The organism is Bradyrhizobium arachidis (genome assembly GCF_015291705.1).
GTDB classification, from domain to species: domain Bacteria; phylum Pseudomonadota; class Alphaproteobacteria; order Rhizobiales; family Xanthobacteraceae; genus Bradyrhizobium; species Bradyrhizobium arachidis.
In genome coordinates this window covers 6670509-6689104 of the sequence record NZ_CP030050.1, presented here as the reverse complement: position 1 = coordinate 6689104, position 18596 = coordinate 6670509, and the positions used below count along the sequence as shown (strand labels likewise).

Annotated in this window: 13 protein-coding genes and 1 riboswitch; of the genes, 5 read left to right on the top strand and 8 right to left on the bottom strand. The window is 65.7% G+C overall.

Features of this window, described 5'->3' with window-relative positions:
* The first annotated feature begins 405 nt into the window (after positions 1 to 405).
* Positions 406 to 1494, top strand: coding sequence for a recombinase RecA (gene recA / locus WN72_RS31465; protein WP_027560271.1), 1089 nt, complete (start codon positions 406 to 408; stop codon positions 1492 to 1494).
* Positions 1495 to 1897: 403 nt separating this feature from the next.
* On the opposite strand, the gene gcvP is transcribed toward recA, so the two are convergent.
* The 3 genes from gcvP to gcvT all read right to left on the bottom strand — a co-directional run bounded on the left by gcvP (position 1898) and on the right by gcvT (position 6448).
* On the bottom strand, positions 1898 to 4762 hold the full coding sequence (gcvP, locus tag WN72_RS31460) for an aminomethyl-transferring glycine dehydrogenase (protein WP_167380680.1): 2865 nt from the start codon (positions 4760 to 4762) through the stop codon (positions 1898 to 1900).
* 158 nt (positions 4763 to 4920) lie between these two features.
* Positions 4921 to 5289, bottom strand: a complete 369-nt coding sequence (gene gcvH / locus WN72_RS31455; protein WP_027560269.1) for a glycine cleavage system protein GcvH — start codon at positions 5287 to 5289, stop codon at positions 4921 to 4923.
* A gap of 10 nt (positions 5290 to 5299) precedes the next feature.
* The gene (gene gcvT, locus WN72_RS31450; RefSeq protein ID WP_092213452.1) at positions 5300 to 6448 is read right to left on the bottom strand and encodes a glycine cleavage system aminomethyltransferase GcvT; all 1149 of its coding nucleotides are present in this window, start codon (positions 6446 to 6448) and stop codon (positions 5300 to 5302) included.
* Positions 6449 to 6594: 146 nt separating this feature from the next.
* Positions 6595 to 6683, bottom strand: a riboswitch (glycine riboswitch).
* Positions 6684 to 6906: 223 nt separating this feature from the next.
* On the opposite strand from gcvT, the gene alaS reads away from it, so the two are divergent.
* Together alaS and WN72_RS31440 are read left to right on the top strand one after the other, a co-directional pair.
* Complete coding sequence (alaS, locus tag WN72_RS31445; RefSeq protein WP_167380657.1) at positions 6907 to 9585, top strand: alanine--tRNA ligase; 2679 nt, start codon at positions 6907 to 6909, stop codon at positions 9583 to 9585.
* Between the two features lie 6 nt (positions 9586 to 9591).
* On the top strand, positions 9592 to 10818 hold the full coding sequence (locus tag WN72_RS31440) for a cyclic nucleotide-gated ion channel (protein WP_092213456.1): 1227 nt from the start codon (positions 9592 to 9594) through the stop codon (positions 10816 to 10818).
* 4 nt (positions 10819 to 10822) lie between these two features.
* Here the strand turns inward: WN72_RS31440 and WN72_RS31435 are convergent, their stop codons facing one another.
* Together WN72_RS31435 and WN72_RS31430 are read right to left on the bottom strand one after the other, a co-directional pair.
* Complete coding sequence (locus WN72_RS31435) at positions 10823 to 11326, bottom strand: DUF3455 domain-containing protein (RefSeq protein WP_092213458.1); 504 nt, start codon at positions 11324 to 11326, stop codon at positions 10823 to 10825.
* Between the two features lie 101 nt (positions 11327 to 11427).
* Positions 11428 to 12642 (bottom strand): NADP-dependent isocitrate dehydrogenase, encoded by a 1215-nt coding sequence (locus WN72_RS31430; protein WP_092213460.1) that lies wholly within the window; start codon positions 12640 to 12642, stop codon positions 11428 to 11430.
* 343 nt (positions 12643 to 12985) lie between these two features.
* On the opposite strand from WN72_RS31430, the gene WN72_RS31425 reads away from it, so the two are divergent.
* On the top strand, positions 12986 to 14185 hold the full coding sequence (locus WN72_RS31425; protein ID WP_092213462.1) for a TrmJ/YjtD family RNA methyltransferase: 1200 nt from the start codon (positions 12986 to 12988) through the stop codon (positions 14183 to 14185).
* A 117-nt stretch (positions 14186 to 14302) separates the two neighbouring features.
* On the opposite strand, the gene WN72_RS31420 is transcribed toward WN72_RS31425, so the two are convergent.
* Genes WN72_RS31420 through mddA form a run of 3 tightly spaced genes read right to left on the bottom strand, consistent with a single transcriptional unit; the run spans position 14303 to position 16856 of the window.
* Entirely contained in the window at positions 14303 to 15055 is a 753-nt protein-coding gene (locus WN72_RS31420; protein WP_027560262.1) for a hotdog family protein, read from the bottom strand.
* A 35-nt stretch (positions 15056 to 15090) separates the two neighbouring features.
* Positions 15091 to 16068 (bottom strand): NADPH:quinone oxidoreductase family protein, encoded by a 978-nt coding sequence (locus WN72_RS31415; protein ID WP_092213464.1) that lies wholly within the window; start codon positions 16066 to 16068, stop codon positions 15091 to 15093.
* Entirely contained in the window at positions 16065 to 16856 is a 792-nt protein-coding gene (mddA, locus tag WN72_RS31410) for a methanethiol S-methyltransferase (protein ID WP_092213466.1), read from the bottom strand. The genes WN72_RS31415 and mddA overlap by 4 nt, the downstream gene beginning before the upstream one ends.
* Positions 16857 to 17005: 149 nt before the next feature.
* Between mddA and WN72_RS31405 the strand changes: the two genes are divergently transcribed.
* Positions 17006 to 18577: a bifunctional AfsR/SARP family transcriptional regulator/alpha/beta hydrolase gene (locus WN72_RS31405; RefSeq protein WP_092213469.1), complete on the top strand. Its 1572-nt coding sequence runs from the start codon at positions 17006 to 17008 to the stop codon at positions 18575 to 18577.
* Positions 18578 to 18596 lie beyond the last annotated feature (19 nt).

Here is an 18596-nt window from a genome sequence, read left to right as displayed (position 1 = left end):
CGGAAGCCGGAGCAGTTCCATCGAGCGTCTGCAAATCTGCTGGGTTCGCTCGATTTCTGCGGCGATTAGAGCGGTCTGAACGGCGATTCGGTGAGAATAGTCCGGCATAGCGGCGCTCCCTGGTAGCAGGCGGGAGCGCTCTCGGTCTCTCAGCCACCGACGCCTACGGGCAGAGCCGAAGCCGGTGATGCGGCCTCAACTACCACCGGCCGCATTGGTTCAAAATTGAACTTAGGACACTCGCTAGAACAAACTGGGACACCGAGGGTCAAATACGGACAGCACCCGAATTCGCGAAAGAACATATTGCGAACATAGAACAGATAGGGTACATACTTTTATCGACGACCCGCCGCCCAATCGTTTGTCCCACACGCGAATCCTCGCCATAAGGAGCACGACCCAATGTCCGCCACTGCCCTGCGTATCGTCGAAGGATCTTCCATGGACAAGAGTAAAGCCCTGGCTGCCGCGCTCTCCCAGATCGAGCGCCAGTTCGGCAAGGGATCGGTGATGAAGCTCGGCAAGAGCGACCGGTCCATGGACATCGAGGCGGTGTCCTCCGGCTCGCTCGGGCTCGATATCGCGCTCGGCATCGGCGGTCTGCCGAAGGGGCGCATCGTCGAGATATACGGGCCGGAATCCTCGGGCAAGACCACGCTGGCGCTGCACACGGTGGCGGAAGCACAGAAGAAGGGCGGCATCTGCGCCTTCATCGACGCCGAGCACGCGCTCGACCCGGTCTATGCCCGCAAGCTGGGCGTCAACATCGACGAGCTCCTGATCTCGCAGCCCGACACCGGCGAGCAGGCGCTGGAAATTTGCGACACGCTGGTGCGTTCGGGCGCGGTGGACGTGCTGGTGGTCGATTCGGTTGCGGCGCTGGTGCCGAAGGCCGAGCTCGAAGGCGAGATGGGCGATGCGCTGCCGGGCCTGCAGGCACGTCTGATGAGCCAGGCGCTGCGCAAGCTGACGGCCTCCATCAACAAGTCCAACACCATGGTGATCTTCATCAACCAGATCCGCATGAAGATCGGTGTGATGTACGGCTCGCCGGAAACCACGACCGGCGGTAACGCGCTGAAGTTCTATGCCTCCGTCCGTCTCGACATCCGTCGCATCGGCGCGATCAAGGAGCGCGACGAAGTGGTCGGCAACACCACGCGCGTGAAGGTGGTGAAGAACAAGCTGGCGCCGCCCTTCAAGCAGGTCGAGTTCGACATCATGTACGGCGAGGGCGTCTCCAAGATGGGCGAGATCCTCGACCTCGGCGTCAAGGCCGGCATCGTCGAGAAGTCGGGCGCCTGGTTCTCCTATGACAGCCAGCGTCTCGGCCAGGGCCGCGAGAACGCCAAGGCGTTTTTGAAGGGCAACCCCGACATCACCGCCAAGATCGAGACCTCGATCCGCCAGAACTCCGGCCTGATCTCCGAGCAGATTTTGGCCGGCACGCCCGAGAGCGACGCCGACGGCGAGGAGCCGGCGGAGGAGTAAGCCTTAACGCGAAGAGTTTTCGCGAGGAGCGGGCGCTGAGGACGTTGAGTTGCCGACGTCTTCAGTGCCCGTTTCGTTTTGGGCGTGACAGTGGGGTGGCACGCACCTCACCAACGAACGGCTCTGCGATGGGATCGCGAAAGCCGGTCGCTGGTTGTGCCCTCGAGGTGCTTTCGCAGCCGTAGGGTGGGCAAAGGCACGTAAGCGCCGTGCCCACCATCTTTCACCGCATGCAAAGGTGGTGGGCACGCTCCGCTTTGCCCACCCTACGAAACTGGTTGTCCCCTAAATCGGACCGTAGGGTGGGCAAAGGCGCGTAGCGCCGTGCCCACCATATTCCAACGTGCCGAAAGGTGGTGGGCACGCTTGCGCTTTGCCCACCCTACGAAACCTCCGTTGCGTCTTACTCCGCGGCTTCCGCGTAATCGCTCACCGGCGGGCACGAGCACACCAGGTTGCGATCGCCATAGACGTTGTCGACGCGACCGACCGGGCACCAGTATTTGTCAGTACGCGAGACGCCGTCGGGGAAGCAGCCCTCAGCGCGGGTGTAGGCGCGCTTCCAGTCGTCGTCCGCGATGTCGTGCACGGTGTGCGGGGCGTGGCGCAGCGGCGATGCTTCGATCTTGAAGCGGCCGGCCTCGACCTCGGCGATTTCTTTCCGGATCGCGATCATGGCGTCGCAGAAGCGATCGAGCTCCGCCTTCGATTCCGATTCGGTCGGCTCGATCATCAGCGTGCCCGGCACCGGGAAGCTCATGGTCGGGGCGTGGAAGCCGTAGTCGATCAGGCGTTTTGCGATGTCGTCGACGGTGACGCCGCTCGTCGTCTTCAGCGGACGGGGATCGACGATGCACTCATGCGCGACGCGGCCCCTCGCGTTCTTGTAGAGCACCGGGAAGTGCGGATCGAGGCGCGCTGCGATGTAGTTGGCATTGAGGATCGCGATCTCGGTGGCGCGCTTCAGGCCGTCGCCGCCCATCATCAGGATGTAGATGTAGGAGATGGTCAGGATCGAGGCCGAGCCGAACGGCGCGGCCGAGACCGGGCCGACCGGGGCATCCGCCTGCGTCGCCGGATGGCCGGGGAGGAATGGCGCCAGATGCGCCTTCACGCCGATCGGGCCCATGCCGGGGCCGCCGCCGCCATGCGGGATGCAGAAGGTCTTGTGCAGATTGAGATGGCTGACGTCGGCGCCGTAATCGCCGGGCCTGCTCAGGCCGACCTGCGCGTTGAGGTTGGCACCGTCCAGATACACCTGGCCGCCATGGCCGTGCACGATGTCGCAGATCTCGCGAATATGCTCCTCGAACACGCCATGGGTCGAGGGATAGGTGATCATGACGGCGGCGAGGTCGTTCGAATGCTTTTCCGCCTTGGCGCGGAGATCATTGACGTCGACGTCGCCGTTCTTCTCGCAGGCGACCACCACCACGTCCATGCCGACCATCGCGGCCGATGCCGGGTTGGTGCCGTGGGCGGAGGAGGGGATCAGGCAGATCTTGCGGTGGCTCTCACCGCGTGCGGCGTGATAGCCGCGGATCGCAAGCAGGCCGGCATATTCGCCCTGCGCACCGGAATTGGGCTGGAGTGAGATCGCGTCATAGCCGGTGATGTCGCACAGCCACTTCTCCAGCCGGGCGAACAGCGCATGATAGCCGGCCGCCTGCTCGCGCGGCACGAACGGGTGCAGCGAGCCGAATTCCGGCCAGGTCAGCGGCATCATCTCGGTGGTCGCGTTCAGCTTCATGGTGCAGGAGCCCAGCGGGATCATGGCGCGGTCGAGCGCGAGGTCGCGATCCGAGAGCTTGCGCATGTAGCGCAGCATCTCGGTCTCCGAGCGATGCGCGTGGAAGACGGGATGGGTGAGGAAGTCGGTCGTGCGCTTCAGCGCCTCCGGCAGCGCCTCTCGCGTGGTCGCGTCGATCTCGGCATAGGAGAGCTGGCCGCCGAAGGCACGCCACACGGCTTCCACGGTCGCAGGCGTCGTCGTCTCGTCGAGCGCGATGCGCAAATTGGTCTCGCTGACGCCGAGATTGATCTTCTCGGCCGCTGCGCGCGCGATGATCTCGGCGCGTTTGGCGCCGGCATCGACGCTGAGCGTGTCGAAGAAGCTTTCTGATTGCAGCGCAAAGCCGAGCTTGCGCAGGCCCGCCGCGAGCACGGCGGCGCGGCGATGCACGTTGCGCGCGATCTGCGTCAGCCCCTCGGGGCCGTGATAGACCGCATACATCGAGGCGATCACGGCGAGCAGCACCTGCGCGGTGCAGATGTTGGAGGTCGCCTTCTCGCGGCGGATGTGCTGCTCGCGGGTCTGCAGCGCGAGGCGATAGGCGGGAGCCCCGCGCGAATCCACCGATAGCCCGACGATGCGGCCAGGCAGCGAGCGCTTCAACGCATCGCGCACCGCCATATAGGCCGCGTGCGGTCCGCCATAGCCCATCGGAACGCCAAAACGCTGCGCCGAGCCGATCGCGATGTCGGCCCCGAGCTCGCCCGGCGAGGCGAGCAGCGTGAGTGCGAGCAGATCGGCGGCAACGATCGCGAGCGCGCCCTTGGCCTTCAGCGCCGCGATCGCGGGCCTGAGGTCGCGCACCGCGCCCGAAGTTCCAGGATATTGCAGCAGCGCGCCGAGCACGTCCGCCTTGTCGAGATCGGTGAGGGGATCGCCGACGACCAGATTCCAGCCGAGCGGCTCGGCGCGGGTGCGCATCACAGCCAGCGTCTGCGGATGTACGTCCTTGTCGACGAAGAAGGCCTTGGCCTTGACCTGCGAGTGCCGCTCGGCGAGTGCCATCGCTTCGGCCGCGGCGGTCGCCTCATCCAGCAGTGAAGCGTTGGCGACGTCGAGCCCGGTGAGGTCGCAGATCATGGTCTGGAAGTTGAGCAGCGCCTCCAGCCGGCCCTGGCTGATCTCGGGCTGATAGGGCGTGTAAGCCGTGTACCAGGCCGGATTCTCCAGGATGTTGCGCTGGATCACCGCGGGCAGGATCGTGCCGGAATAGCCTTGGCCGATCAGCGAGGTGAAGACCTGGTTCTGCCGGCCAAGCTCGGTCATGTGTGCGATCGCCTCGGTCTCGCTGAGCGGCTTGCCGAGATCGAGCGGGGCGGCCTGCCGGATCGAGGCCGGCAGCGTCTCCCCCATCAGCGCATCGATGCTTTTGGCGCTGACGGCTTCGAGCATGGCGGTGACGTCGCGTGCGGAGGGGCCGATGTGGCGGCGAACGAAGGTGGCGGTGTCGCCGTTGGATTTGCGGTGCGCGGTCATCATGGGTCCTCGCTAGGAGTTGCTGTCGTCGCCCGCGAAGGCGGGCGATCCAGTACGCCGCGGCCTCTCGGGTCTAGCCGAACCGGCTGCGTTTACTGGATGCCCCGCCTTCGCGGGGCATGACAGTGAGTGTGGGGCGGCGGCTCGGCTCATGATCTTCACGCCGTATGTGCCTTGTAGGCGGCTTCATCCATGAGGCCGCCGAGCTCGCTTTTGTCGGCAATCTTGATCTTGAAGAACCACGCCTTGCCTTGCGCGTCCGAGTTCACCAGCGCCGGCTCGGCGGCGAGGGCATCGTTGGTCTCGAGCACTTCGCCCGTAACAGGCGCATAGACGTCGGAGGCGGCTTTCACGGATTCCACGACGGCGGCGGCTTCGGCCTTCTTCAACGCGCGGCCGACCTTGGGCAATTCGACGAACACGACGTCGCCGAGCTGCTGCTGCGCATAATCGGTGATGCCGACGGTGGCGACATCGCCGTCGATGGCGAGCCATTCGTGGTCGGAAGTGTACAGCGTCGTGGTCATTGTCTTGTCCTCAGCGTTTGTAGGTGTTTTTCACGAAGGGCATGGCGGCGACGGTGAGCGGCAAACGTTGCCCGCGCACCTCGGCGAAGATTTTTGTGTCAAGCGCGCTCAGGGCCGCGGGCACATAGCCCATCGCGACCGGCGCATTCAGGCTCGGGCCGAAGCCGCCCGAGGTGACTTTTCCGATCGGCTCGCCGCCCGCGCTATCGGCAAACAGCAGCGCGCCCTCGCGCACCGGCGCGCGGCCCTCGGCGCGCAAGCCGACGCGGCGGCGGGATGCGCCGTTGTCGAAATGCGCGAGGATCTTGTCCGCGCCAGGAAAGCTGCCGGCGCGTGCGCCGCCGCTGCGACGGCTCTTCTGCACCGACCATTCCAGCGCAGCTTCGACCGGCGTCGTCGCGGTGTCGATGTCGTGGCCGTAGAGGCAGAGCCCGGCTTCGAGCCGCAGGCTGTCGCGAGCCCCCAAGCCGATCGGCATTACGTCCGGGTTTTCCAGGAGTGTTTTGGCGAGACGTTCAGCGTCGGCCGCGGGGACTGAAATCTCAAAACCGTCCTCGCCGGTGTAGCCGGAACGCGAGACGAAGCAGTCGAGCCCGGCAACCGTGTGCGGGCCGGCGTCCATGAACTTCATGGCGGGCGCCTCTGCACATAATTTCGCCAGTGCTGACTCCGCCTTCGGGCCCTGCAGCGCGATCAGCGCGCGGTCTTCAAGCGAATCGATGATGCAGTCGTCCGAGAGATGCGCGCGCAGATGCGCCTCGTCAGCGTCCTTGCAGGCGGCATTGACGACCAGGAACAGGTGGTCGCCGAAATTGGCAACCATCAGATCGTCGAGAATCCCGCCGTCTTCATTGGTGAACTGGGCGTAGCGTTGCCGGCTAGGTGCAATCGCCACGATATCCTGCGGCACCAGCCGTTCCAGCGCGCGGGCGGCATCCTCGATCTTGCCGGATTTCGGCCGGAGCGCGAGCTGGCCCATATGGGAGACGTCGAACAGGCCGGCTTGGGTGCGGGTCTGGAGGTGCTCCTTCAGCACGCCAGCGGGGTACTGCACGGGCATGTCATAGCCCGCGAACGGCACCATCTTGCCGCCGAGCGACACGTGAAGGTCGTAAAGGGGGGTACGTTTCAGGGAGTTCTTGTCGTCTGGCGCAACCATCACAGGGGTCCTCGGCGGTTCCCCGGGGACGATTCCCCGAGACAAACCAGTCGAAGCCCCATCTGTCGCTGTGCCTGAGAGTATTATCCCGTCGGCGGACGCTATCCGGGCCTTACGCCCGCCAGCGCCTCTTTCCAGATGTCGTCAAAGCCACGCGGTCCTTTTGCCTGAGAGTTTCCGGGGCGGTTGCTCCTTCGGCGCCGGCAATGAAGCCGGTCTCTCCCGACGTGGCCGTACGATATAGATGGGTACAGACCACAGGCCGGCCAAGCCTGTCAACGCAGACCTTGCGGCTTTCAACGGGATTGAGCGCCTGCGGCAACCCACTGATCTCTCTGCACAGTTTCTGGACAGCGAAGCTTGCCTTGTCTAAAAGCGCTTTGGCCCGCAGATAACAGCCCAAATCGACAGGTTTGGATGGCAAATCAGCGGGTCCAAGCACACCCGATTGGATGAACATGAGCGGCGTCAACGAGATCAGGTCGACCTTTCTGAACTTCTTTGCCGAGAACGGCCACGAGATCGTGTCGTCCTCGCCATTGGTGCCGCGCAACGATCCGACGTTGATGTTCACCAATGCCGGCATGGTGCAGTTCAAGAACGTCTTCACCGGGGTGGAGAAGCGGCCCTACCAGCGCGCCACCACGTCGCAGAAATGCGTGCGCGCCGGCGGCAAGCACAACGACCTCGACAATGTCGGCTACACCGCGCGCCATCTCACCTTCTTCGAGATGCTCGGCAACTTCTCGTTCGGCGACTATTTCAAGGAGCGCGCGATCGAGCTTGCCTGGAAGCTCATCACGAAGGACTTCGGGCTGAAGAAGGACAAGCTGCTCGTCACCGTCTACCACACCGACGACGAGGCGCACGGGCTCTGGAAGAAGATCGCCGGCTTCTCCGACGACCGCATCATCCGCATCCCGACTTCCGACAATTTCTGGGCAATGGGCGACACCGGCCCGTGCGGCCCGTGCTCGGAGATCTTCATCGATCGCGGCGACCATATCTGGGGTGGCCCTCCCGGTTCTCCTGAGGAGGACGGCGACCGCTTCCTCGAATTCTGGAATCTCGTGTTCATGCAATACGAGCAGGTGACGAAGGAGGAGCGCGTTGACCTGCCGCGTCCCTCGATCGACACCGGCATGGGCCTCGAGCGCATGGCCTGCATCATGCAGGGCGTCGACAGCGTGTTCGAGACCGATCTGTTCCGTCATCTGATCGACGCGACATCGTCGGCGCTCGGTACCGGGCCGAACGAGCAGACCGTCGCCTCGTTCCGCGTCATCGCCGACCATTTGCGCTCCTCGGCGTTCCTGGTCGCGGACGGCGTGCTGCCCTCGAACGAGGGCCGCGGCTACGTGCTGCGCCGGATCATGCGCCGCGCGATGCGCCATGCGCAGCTTCTGGGCGCCAAGGAGCCGCTGATGCATCGCCTGGTCTGGGCGCTGGTCCGCGAGATGGGCCAGGCCTATCCCGACCTGATGCGCGCGGAGAATCTGATCGAGGAAACGCTGCGTCTCGAAGAGACCCGCTTCCGCAAGACTCTTTCACGCGGCTTGGCCATCCTTGATGAGAAGAGTGCGTCCCTGAAAAAGGGCGACATGTTCGACGGCGACGTCGCCTTCACGCTGTACGACACCTACGGCTTCCCGCTGGACCTGACGCAGGATGCGCTGAAGTCGCGCGGCATCGGCGTCGACCAGGCTGCGTTCACCGACGCGATGGAGCGCCAGAAGGCCAAGGCGCGCGAGTCCTGGAAGGGCTCTGGCGAAGCGGCCTCCGAGGCGATCTGGTTCCCGCTGCGCGAGAAGCTCGGTGCGACGGAATTCCTGGGCTATGAGACAGAAAGCGCTGAAGGCGTGGTCTCCGCGCTGGTGAAGGACGGCGCGGAGGTTGCCAGCCTCAAGGTCGGCGAGACGGGTTCGATCGTGCTGAACCAGACGCCGTTCTATGCGGAGTCCGGCGGCCAGGTCGGCGACACCGGCGTTTTGACCGGTGAAGGGGGCCTCAAATTCCGCGTCACCGACACGCAGAAGAAGCTCGGCGATTTCTTCGTGCATGTCGGCACCGTCGAGAGCGGCGAAGTGAAGGTTGGCACCGCGCTGCAGCTCGAGGTCGATCACGGCAGGCGCTCCTCGATCCGCGCGCATCACTCGGCGACGCATCTCATCCACGAGGCGCTGCGCCAGGTGCTCGGCGATCACATCGCCCAGCGCGGCTCGATGGTCGCGCCGGACCGGCTGCGCTTCGACTTCGTGCATCCGAAGCCGATCACGGCGGAGGAGCTTGCCCGCGTCGAGGACATCGCCAACGACGTGGTGCTGGAGAATGACGAGGTCACCACCCGCGTCATGGGCGTGGACGAGGCCCGCGAGGCCGGCGCCCGTGCGCTGTTCGGCGAGAAATATGGCGACGAGGTCCGCGTCGTCTCGATGGGCAGGACCGCGCGCGAGCGCGGCGCCAATGCGCTCGGCTGGTCGGTCGAGCTCTGCGGCGGCACGCATGTCAAGCGCACCGGCGACATCGGCCTGATCACGCTGACCAGCGAGAGCGCGGTCGCCTCCGGCGTGCGCCGCATCGAAGCGCTGACCGGCAATTATGCGCGCAAGCACGCCAACGACACCATGGCGCTGGCCAAGACTGCGGCGAACGAGCTGCGCACGTCGCTCGACGATGTGCCGGCCCGCATCGCTGCGCTGATGGAGGAGCGCAAGAAGCTCGAGCGCGAGCTCTCCGACGCCCGCAAGAAGCTCGCGATGGGCGGCGGCGCGTCGAGCGGCGATGGCGCAGCGGCCAGCGTGCGCGAGGCCGGCGGCGTCAAGCTGATGGCGCGCGCGGTCGAAGGCATCGAGATGAAGGATCTCAAGAGCCTTGCCGACGACGGCAAGAAGCAGATCGGCTCGGGCGTCGTCGCCATCGTCGGCGTCACCGAGGACGGCAAGGCCGGTGTCGTGGTCGGCGTCACCGCCGACCTCACCGCGCGCTTCAACGCCGTGAATCTCGTCCGCGTCGCCTCCGAAGCGCTCGGCGGCAAGGGCGGCGGCGGCCGGCCCGACATGGCGCAGGCCGGCGGCCCCGACGGCGCCAAGGCGACCGAGGCGCTGGCGGCGATCGAAAAAGCGATGGCGAGCGCGTAGAGGCCGATGCGCCTCGTTCCGCGAGGAATTGGGCTTTCCGATCCCGATTTGAGGGATCGCCTCTACGAATTGCTGGAGCACGATCCGCTGGCCTATTCGGTCGGATCGCGCTTCATCCAGCTGATCATCGGCGTCATCGTGCTGAACGTCGCCGCGATGGTCCTCGCCTCGGTGCCGGAGCTGGACGCGCGGTTCGACACGCTGTTCGGCGCGATCGCCGTCTTCGCCGTCATCGTGTTCGCGCTCGAATATCTGGCGCGGCTGTGGACGGTGGCGGGGCACACCCAGCGCAACGGCTCGGCGCTGTCCGACCGGCTCTCTTATGCCTTCTCCGCGCTCGGAATCATCGACCTCATGGCATTCCTCCCCGCAGCGGTCGTGCTCGCCACCGGCCGGCACGCGACCCTGGCCGGGCTCGGCGTGCTGCCCTTCTTCAAGCTGATCCGCTATTCGCCGGCGATGCGCTCGCTGCTGGCGGCCGTGCATGCCGAGCGGCGCGCGCTGATCGGCTGCGTCGTCATCCTGTTCGGCGTGGTGCTGACCTTCGCCTCGCTGCTCTATGCCGTCGAGCGCGACGTGCAGCCCGGCAAGCTCGGCACCATTCCGGATGCGATGTGGTGGGCGATCGTGACGCTCGGCACCGTCGGCTATGGCGACGTCGTGCCGGTGACGCCGCTCGGAAAATTCATCTCGGTGTTCGCGATCATCTCGGGCTTTGCCATGATCGCGCTGCCGGTCGCGATCATCTCCTCGGCGTTCGCGGAGGAGGTGAGGCGGCGCGACTTCGTCGTGACCTGGGGCATGCTGGCGCGGGTGCCGCTATTCTCGCATCTGTCCGCCGCGGAGATCGCCGACATCATGCGCCTGTTGCGGGCGCGCACCATCGAGCAGGGCGAGGTGCTGGTGCGGCGGGGCGATGCCGCCTCGTCGATGTATTTCATCACCGCCGGCGAGGTCGAGATATCGCTGCCGAGCCAGCAGGTGCGGCTCGGCGACGGCACCTTCTTCGGCGAGATCGCGCTGCTGCACAAGACAAAACGCAGCGGCACCGTGACGGCGACGCGCAAGACCCGGCTGCTCTTGCTCGATGCCCAGGATTTTCACGCCCTGATCGCGCGCATGCCGACGCTCGCCGCCCATGTCCACGAAACCGCAAAAGCGCGGCTGGAGGAGACCGGCGATCTTGCCGCGGCAGAGCTGGCGCAGGCGGAGCGCGAGGATACCGACCGCTGAGCGGTCAGCCTTTCTTCAGGAAGATATAGTCGGCCGAATAGGGCGCGCTCCTGAAATCGCCGGTCTTGTCGCAAGAACCCTCGAGCTTGCCGCCGTGGGTGTTGATGCGCTGGACGGTGGTGACGGGCGTCAGGGTGCCGCTGCCGCGACGGGAGGCGACCTCCAGCTTCAGCCAGGGGATATCGGCAGGCGTGGTGCCCGGCGCGTTGCCGATGGCCTTGCCGACCACCGCGCTGCCGTCGGCGAGCTCCCAGCTCGGGCCGGCATAGTGGCGGCCGATGGTCTTGCCCTCGGATAGCAGCGTCGCGATCGGCTCGCGGAAGGCCCAGGCGAGCTTGCCGTCGGCGGCCGCCTTGCACTCATAGACCTGCGCGCCCTCGGCGTGGACGCTGAGCACGACGCTCTCGCCTGATACGGCGATGGCTTCGGGGAGCGCCTCTGCCGCGACAGCCGGCCCGGCCATGGCGGTGAGCAGTAGCAGGCAGGGGACGACAGACTTGATCGACATGGTCGCATCTCCGCGAAAGGTCTCTAAAAAAAGACGGGCCGCGCTTTTGGCGCGGCCCGTGATGATGTCTGACCCAGTCGGGCGAAATTGCGGATGGCAGCTTAGGCCGCCAGCGCCTTCGTCAGGTTTTCCGCGACCTTGTCGAGGAAGCCCGTGGTCGAGAGCCAGCGCTGGTCGGCGCCGACCAGCAGCGCGAGGTCCTTGGTCATGTAGCCGGCCTCGACGGTGTCGACGCAGACCTTCTCGAGGGTCGCGGCGAACTTGGCGAGCTCGGCATTGTTGTCGAGCTTGGCGCGGTGCGACAGGCCACGGGTCCAGGCGAAGATCGACGCGATCGAGTTGGTCGAGGTCTCCTTGCCCTTCTGGTGCTCGCGGTAGTGGCGGGTCACCGTGCCGTGGGCGGCTTCCGCCTCGACGGTCTTGCCGTCGGGGGTGAGCAGCACCGAGGTCATCAGGCCGAGCGAGCCGTAGCCCTGCGCCACCGTGTCGGACTGCACGTCGCCGTCATAGTTCTTACAGGCCCAGACATAACCGCCGGACCACTTCAGCGCCGAGGCCACCATGTCGTCGATCAGGCGGTGCTCGTAGGTCAGGCCCTTGGCGTCGAACTCCTTCTTGAACTCCTTGTCGAAGATCTCCTGGAAGATGTCCTTGAAGCGGCCGTCATAGACCTTGAGGATCGTGTTCTTGGTCGACAGATACACCGGGTAGCCGCGCAGCAGGCCGTAGTTGAAGGAGGCGCGGGCGAAGTCGATGATGGAATCGTCGAGATTGTACATCTCCATGGCGACGCCGGCGCCCGGAGCCTTGAACACTTCCTTCTCGATCACGGTGCCGTCCTCGCCGACGAACTTCAGCGAGAGGGTGCCCTTGCCCGGGAACTTGATGTCGGTGGCGCGGTACTGGTCGCCATAGGCGTGGCGGCCGATGATGATCGGCTTGGTCCAGCCGGGAACGAGGCGCGGCACGTTCTTGCAGATGATCGGCTCGCGGAAGATCACGCCGCCGAGGATGTTGCGGATGGTGCCGTTCGGCGACTTCCACATCTGCTTGAGGTTGAACTCCTTCACCCGGGCCTCGTCCGGCGTGATGGTGGCGCACTTGACGCCGACGCCGACCTTCTTGATCGCCTCGGCGGCGTCGATGGTGACCTGATCGTTGGTGTGGTCGCGGTATTCCATGCCCAGGTCGAAATACAGCAGCTCGACGTCAAGGTACGGGTTGATCAGCTTGTCCTTGATGTACTGCCAGATGATCCGGGTCATCTCGTCGCCATCGAGTTCGACGACGGGATTGGATACCTTGATTTTTGCCATGATCGGGGAAGCCCTCTTGGGAACGGCGCCAGAAGCGCGCCAACGTGAATATCCGCCGCCTCTTAGCACCGGACCGCGGCGGGCGAAAGCCAAGGGATTATGCACTTTTAGCTCATCCAGCTTGCCCAGATGGGGGGCGGGGAGCGGCCCTGGCGCGGGGGCGGGCCTCAGCCTTCAGAGGAGATTCAAAAGTCGATTCTAACCCCGTTATTTCCCTTGAGAATTTTGTCAGGACAGGCAAACGACAGGCTGACGGCCATGGCCGGCCCTGCGGCCGGCCTTTGAATCAATTCCTGAGAGCGCCCTGCCAAGGCCTTGAGAGACAGTGTGAAAGCGAAGCGAGATGTCGGGGACTGACAAGAGCAAGGCGGGCCTCTCCCTCGACGGTCCCATCGTCATCCTGGTCGAGCCGCAGCTCGGCGAGAACATCGGCATGTGCGCGCGCGCCATGGGCAATTTTGCGCTTGGCGCCCTGCGCATCGTCAATCCCAGGGACGGCTGGCCCAACATCGCGGCCCAGCGCGCGGCGGCCGGCGCCGACCACATTCTGGAAAAGGTCGAATTGTTCGACACGGTGGAGCAGGCGGTCGCCGACCTCGACCTCCTGTTTGCCACCACCGCGCGTCCCCACGATCAGGCCAAGCCCGTGGTCGGGCCGGAGGCCGCAGCGAGCGAAATCGCCGGTCACGTCGCGACCGGCGGCAGGTGCGGCATCCTGTTCGGCCGCGAGCGCTGGGGGCTGACCAATGAGGAGGTCGGGCTCTCCAACCGCATCATCACCTTCCCGGTCAATCCGGGCTTCGCCTCGCTCAACCTCGCCCAGGCCGTGCTGCTGGTCGGCTATGAATGGTTCAAGCGGGCGACAGCCGGCGCGCTGCCGCATGCCATGCCCGAGCGGTCCGAGCGCGCCTCGCAGCACCAGATCCAGGCCTTCTTCGAGAACCTGGTCCGCGAGCTCGACAAGGTCGAATTCCTGCGGCCGGCCGAGAAGCGCGACACCATGCTGGTGAACCTGCGCAACATCTTCACCCGCATGGACCCGACCAAGCAGGACATGCACACCCTTCATGGGGTCGTCATGGCGATCGCCGAGGGACGCAAGGGCCCGGCCAAGGGCGGCGTGCTCGACGGCGAGCAGGCGACGCGCCTGCGCGCGCTGCTCGCCGAGCATGGGCAGGCGGGCGGCGCGCCCGACAGCGGCTCGACCGTGCGCGGTCTCGCGCGCCTGCTCCGCCGCAACCCCACCGATGCCGAGCGCCTGCTCTGGCAGGCCCTGACCCGCGACCGCCGCTTCGCAGGTGGGTTCAAGCGCCAGACCCCGGTCGGCCGCCACATCCCCGACTTCGTCTCGTTCCCGCACCGGATCGCGATCGAGCTGGTCAACCCGGGCGAGGGCGAGGCCATCGCCGCCGACCGCGCGTCGCGGCGGGCATGGCTGGAGGCGCGCGACTATCGGGTGATCGACATTCGCGCGGCGGATGTGGAGCGGGATCTCGAGGCAGAGCTGGTGCGGCTGCAGGAGATGGTGGAGCAGGGCGCGTAAGGCCGGGGAGATCTCGTAGGGTGGGCAAAGCGGAGCGTGCCCACCATGTCTATCGATGACGCTGAGAGAGAAGTCGTGGGCACGGCGCTGCGCGCCTTTGCCCACCCTACGAGACCTTTACCCGCGCCCGAGCAGCACGTCGCGCTCCACCGCGATCCATGTCGTCTTCGCCACGGCCAGCAGCGTCCCGGCTTCATCATGGAGCGCGGCCTCCGCCGTGCGCTTGCGGCCGTCGCGGCCGGTTGGCCAGGCGGTGATGATGCAGGGGGCGCCGGGGCGCGGGCGGGCCTCGATCCGCGCCGACATCCGTCCGAGCAGGAGCGGCGTCTTGTCGTAGCTGCCGCTCTGCGGATTGCAATTGCTGGCAAAGCCGGTGGGACAATCGAGCGCCGACCAGACAAATTCCGGCGCGACCAGGCCGCCCTCGGCGGCGAGGTTCGGATCGGGCGTCCAGGTTGCGGCGAGAACGGCGTTCTGCGCACGACGCTTGAGCGGCCCGGTGAAGATGCGCAGGCCATCGCCCTGCGCTCGCGCGGGACCGCAGACGAAACAGTTCGGCAGCGGATGCTCGTGCGGCTCGAACAGCGCCAGCAGTTCGGCGGCGCGTGCTTCCTGCAAGCTGGCCGTCTCGAGCTGCGCGAGCTCGACGCTCGCCGCGCGCCCGGTCGCAACGACCTTGGCGCCATCGCGAAGCTCCCAAGCACCATCCTCGGCGGCGACCGCATCGAGCGGCGTGTCCAGGGGAGGCGGCGCGCGCAGCGTCACCTCGGCGCCGCCGGGAATGTGCCGGGCGAGCCGGCCGCAGACATAGCCGCCATTGCCGGAGTTCGGAGGGCCGCAGAAGCGCCTGGCGATGATGATCTCGGTCACGTCCTGCCCTCCTCTGTTGCCGTTCGCCGCGCATTCTACCTGATCTTGAGCACAATTCTTCCCTGAACCGTCCGGTTGGCCACGGCGCGCATGGCGTTGCCGGCCTCCTCCAAAGGGAGGACGCGGTCGATGTGCGGACGGATTTGTCCCTCGGCCAGCAAGTGCATCAGCGTGTCGTTCACGCGCGCGGCCTCATGGGGGAATTTCTCGGCCCAGGCGCCGGCGAAAACGCCGATGATGGAATAGTTCTTCAGCAGCGGCAGGTTCATCGGGACCTGTGGTATCACCCCGCCGGTGAAGCCGATCGGCATCAGCCGGCCGCCCCATTTCATCAGGCGGGCCATCTGCTCGAAGATTGCACCGCCGACATTGTCGAAGCCGACATCGATGCCGTCTCCTGATGTGATCGACTTGAGCCGGTCGCGCAGATCCTCGCTGCGATAGTTGATCACATCGCTGGCGCCGTAACCGCGCACCAGGGCCGCCTTGTCATCGGAGCCGACACCGGCGATGACGCGCAGCCCGAGATGGCGAGCGAGGTCGACGGCGGCAAGTCCGACCCCGCCGGCCGCGCCGGTAACGAAAACGGTTTCGCCGCGCCGTGCCTGCGCGCGCTCGACCAGCGCATAATGGGCCGTGCCGTAATTGTGCAGCACCGTCGCCGCGGTTTCGAACGCGACGCCATCGGGCAAGCGCACCGTCTTCGATTCCTTCGCTGTCATCCGTTCGGCGTAGCCGCCGGTCCAGCTACTGCACGCCACGCGATCGCCCGGTGCGAATGTCGTGACCTTGGCGCCGACTGCGACGACGACACCGGATGCCTCCGTGCCCGGCACGAACGGCGTTGGTGGCCGCATCTGGTAAAGGCCTGAGACCATCAACTGGTCCATGAAGCTGACGGAGGCGGCGTGGACGTCGATCAGGACCTCGTCGCCGGCCGGCTTCGGCTCGTCGATCTCACCGACGCGCAAATCCTGCGGGCCGGTGAAGGAGCTGCAGAGAACGGCTTTCATTGCGGTGCTCCGACAGGCCAGGATGACTGGCGATCGTCGGTCCGGCGGCGCGCGAACAGGCGCGGCACCAGCATGGGAACGCGCCGGCGATATTGCTGATAGGTCTCTCCGAACTCAGCGATCAGGTCCCGCTCCTCGAACTGCAGTGCGACCAGGATGTAGACGGTGTTGGCGATCGCGAACAGCAGATGGCCTGCGGTCATCGCGGGCGTGGCCCAGAACGCGAGCAGGAAGCCGAGCATCAGCGGATGCCGGACGATCTTGTAGAGCAGGGGCGTCTTGAAGGTTTGACCCGATATCTCGGAGCCCTTTAGTGCGGAGAAAGCCTGACGCAGGCCGAACAGATCGAAATGATCGATCATGTAGCTCGAGGCGAACACGATCAGCCAGCCGAGCCAATGCACGCCGGTCAGCAGCCAGGCTGCAACTCCGCTGGCCTGCCAGACCGGTGCCGGGATCGGGCGCCACTGCCAGAACAGCAGCAGCAGGATCAGGCTCGAGAGCAGCACATAGGTGCTGCGCTGGCAGGCCGCGGGAAGGAATTTGACCAACCATCGCTTGAAGGCCGGCCGCGCCATGACGCTGTGCTGGATCGCAAACAGGCTCATCAGCAGCAGATTGACGACGATGGCTTCGCTCAGATGGATGGGGCTGCCGACGTCGATTGGCTCGTCGATCGATTTGGGCACGACATAATTGCCGACGAAACCGGGGGCGTAGAGAAATGAAACCGTGAATATTCCATAGCTCACGATGGCGTAGAGCAGGATTGCGAGGCGTGCGAACATGGTTTTTCCTGTTGTGCCGATGGCAGCGCTGCCGCATGCAGGAGCCTGAACCACTCGCGGGCGGTCAGGCTCGATCTGTCCTGACTGCTATCGCCGGACCGTCCCCTGCGCGTCCCCCGGGGACGCCGGCCGGGGAAAGAGGTTTTCCAATGACGGCCTTCTCGCTGGGGACGTTCGGGTTCCCTGGGGTTCACGCCGATGGTCGCCCGATCAAGCTCGCCTTGCGCAAGGGGCTTGCGCTGCTGGTCTTTCTCGCCGAGGCCAAGGGCGCCGTCGCGCGCGACGTCGTGGCGACGCTGCTGTGGCCGGAGACGCCCCGTGAGACAGGCCTTGCGCGATTGCGGCGCCTGCTTCACCGCATCGAGCTCACACTTGGCCAACCGGTGTTCGAGACCGACCGCACCAGCGTGCGTTTGTCCCCAGACGTCGAGCTCGAGCTGGATTCGCAATTGTTCGAAAGCGCCTGCGACCGCGGTGACTTCGAAGAGGCGTGCCGGATTTATCGCGGCGATTTCCTCGCAGGTTTCTCTCCGGACGATTCGCCTGAATTCGACGATTGGGCGTTCTATCGCCGGGAGGCGCTGCGAGGACGGCTGGTGCATGCGCTGGAGCGCCTGGTGCAGGACAAGAATGCCGGCGGCGACCATTCTGCCGCGACGGCGTTTGCAGGACGCCTGGTCGAGCTTGATCCGCTCAGCGAAGTCTACGGTCGGCATCTGATCCGCAGCCTGCTGCTGGCCGGTGACCGCAGCGCCGCGGAACGGCATCATGCGGCGCTGATACAGCGGCTGCACGACGAACTCGGGGTCGCACCGGAAGCAGAGACCGAGGCGCTTCTCATCCCGGCTACGGCGCCGCATGCCGTTCCGACGACACGCTATGTCAAGGGCGCCGGCGTGCATCTGGCGTATCAGACCTACGGAAGCGGTCCGCTCGATATCCTGGTCATGCCCGGCTTCGTGTCGCATGTGGAGCGCGTCTGGGAGCATCCCGCGAGCCGGGCGTTTCTGGCATCATTGATGAGGCTCGGGCGGCTCATCATTCTCGATCGTCGCGGCATCGGACTGTCCGACCGGGTCGGATCGGCCCCCGGCATCGACGTCACGGCGGAGGATATCGGCACCGTGCTGCGGGCGGCGGACTCGCGTCGCGTGGTGCTGTTTGGCGCATCCGAATGCGGGCCGGCCTGCATCAAATTCGCGGTCGATGAACCGCGGCTCGTGGCCGGCCTCATCCTGTTCGGCGCGCTGGCCAAGGGCTGCTGGTCACAGGACTATCCGCACGCGCTCCGCGCCAGCCAGTATGATGCCTGGAGCAAGCACCTCATCGCGCAATGGGGCGGCCCGGTCGGAATCGAAACCTTCGCGCCGAGCCTTGCCGGCGATCCCCAGGCGCGCGCCTGGTGGGCCGGGCTGCTGCGCGCGGCCTCCAGCCCCGGCGGCATCTCGGCGGTGCTGGATGCGTTTCGCGACGCCGATGTGCGGCATCTTCTGGCGCAAATTGCCGTGCCGACATTGGTGCTGCATCGGCGGGACGACAAGGCCGTGCGGATCGCTGCCGGGCGCGATATCGCGAGCCGGATCAAGAGCGCGCAATTCGTCGAGCTCGAGGGAAGCGATCACTGGTTCTTTGCCGGCGATCAGCGGCCGGTGCTGGAGGCGATCAAGCGGTTTACGGAGGATTTGGCGAAGCGAGGCGAGGGCGCCGGTGTGAGGCGCTAGCCTGATTTATTGGCACGTT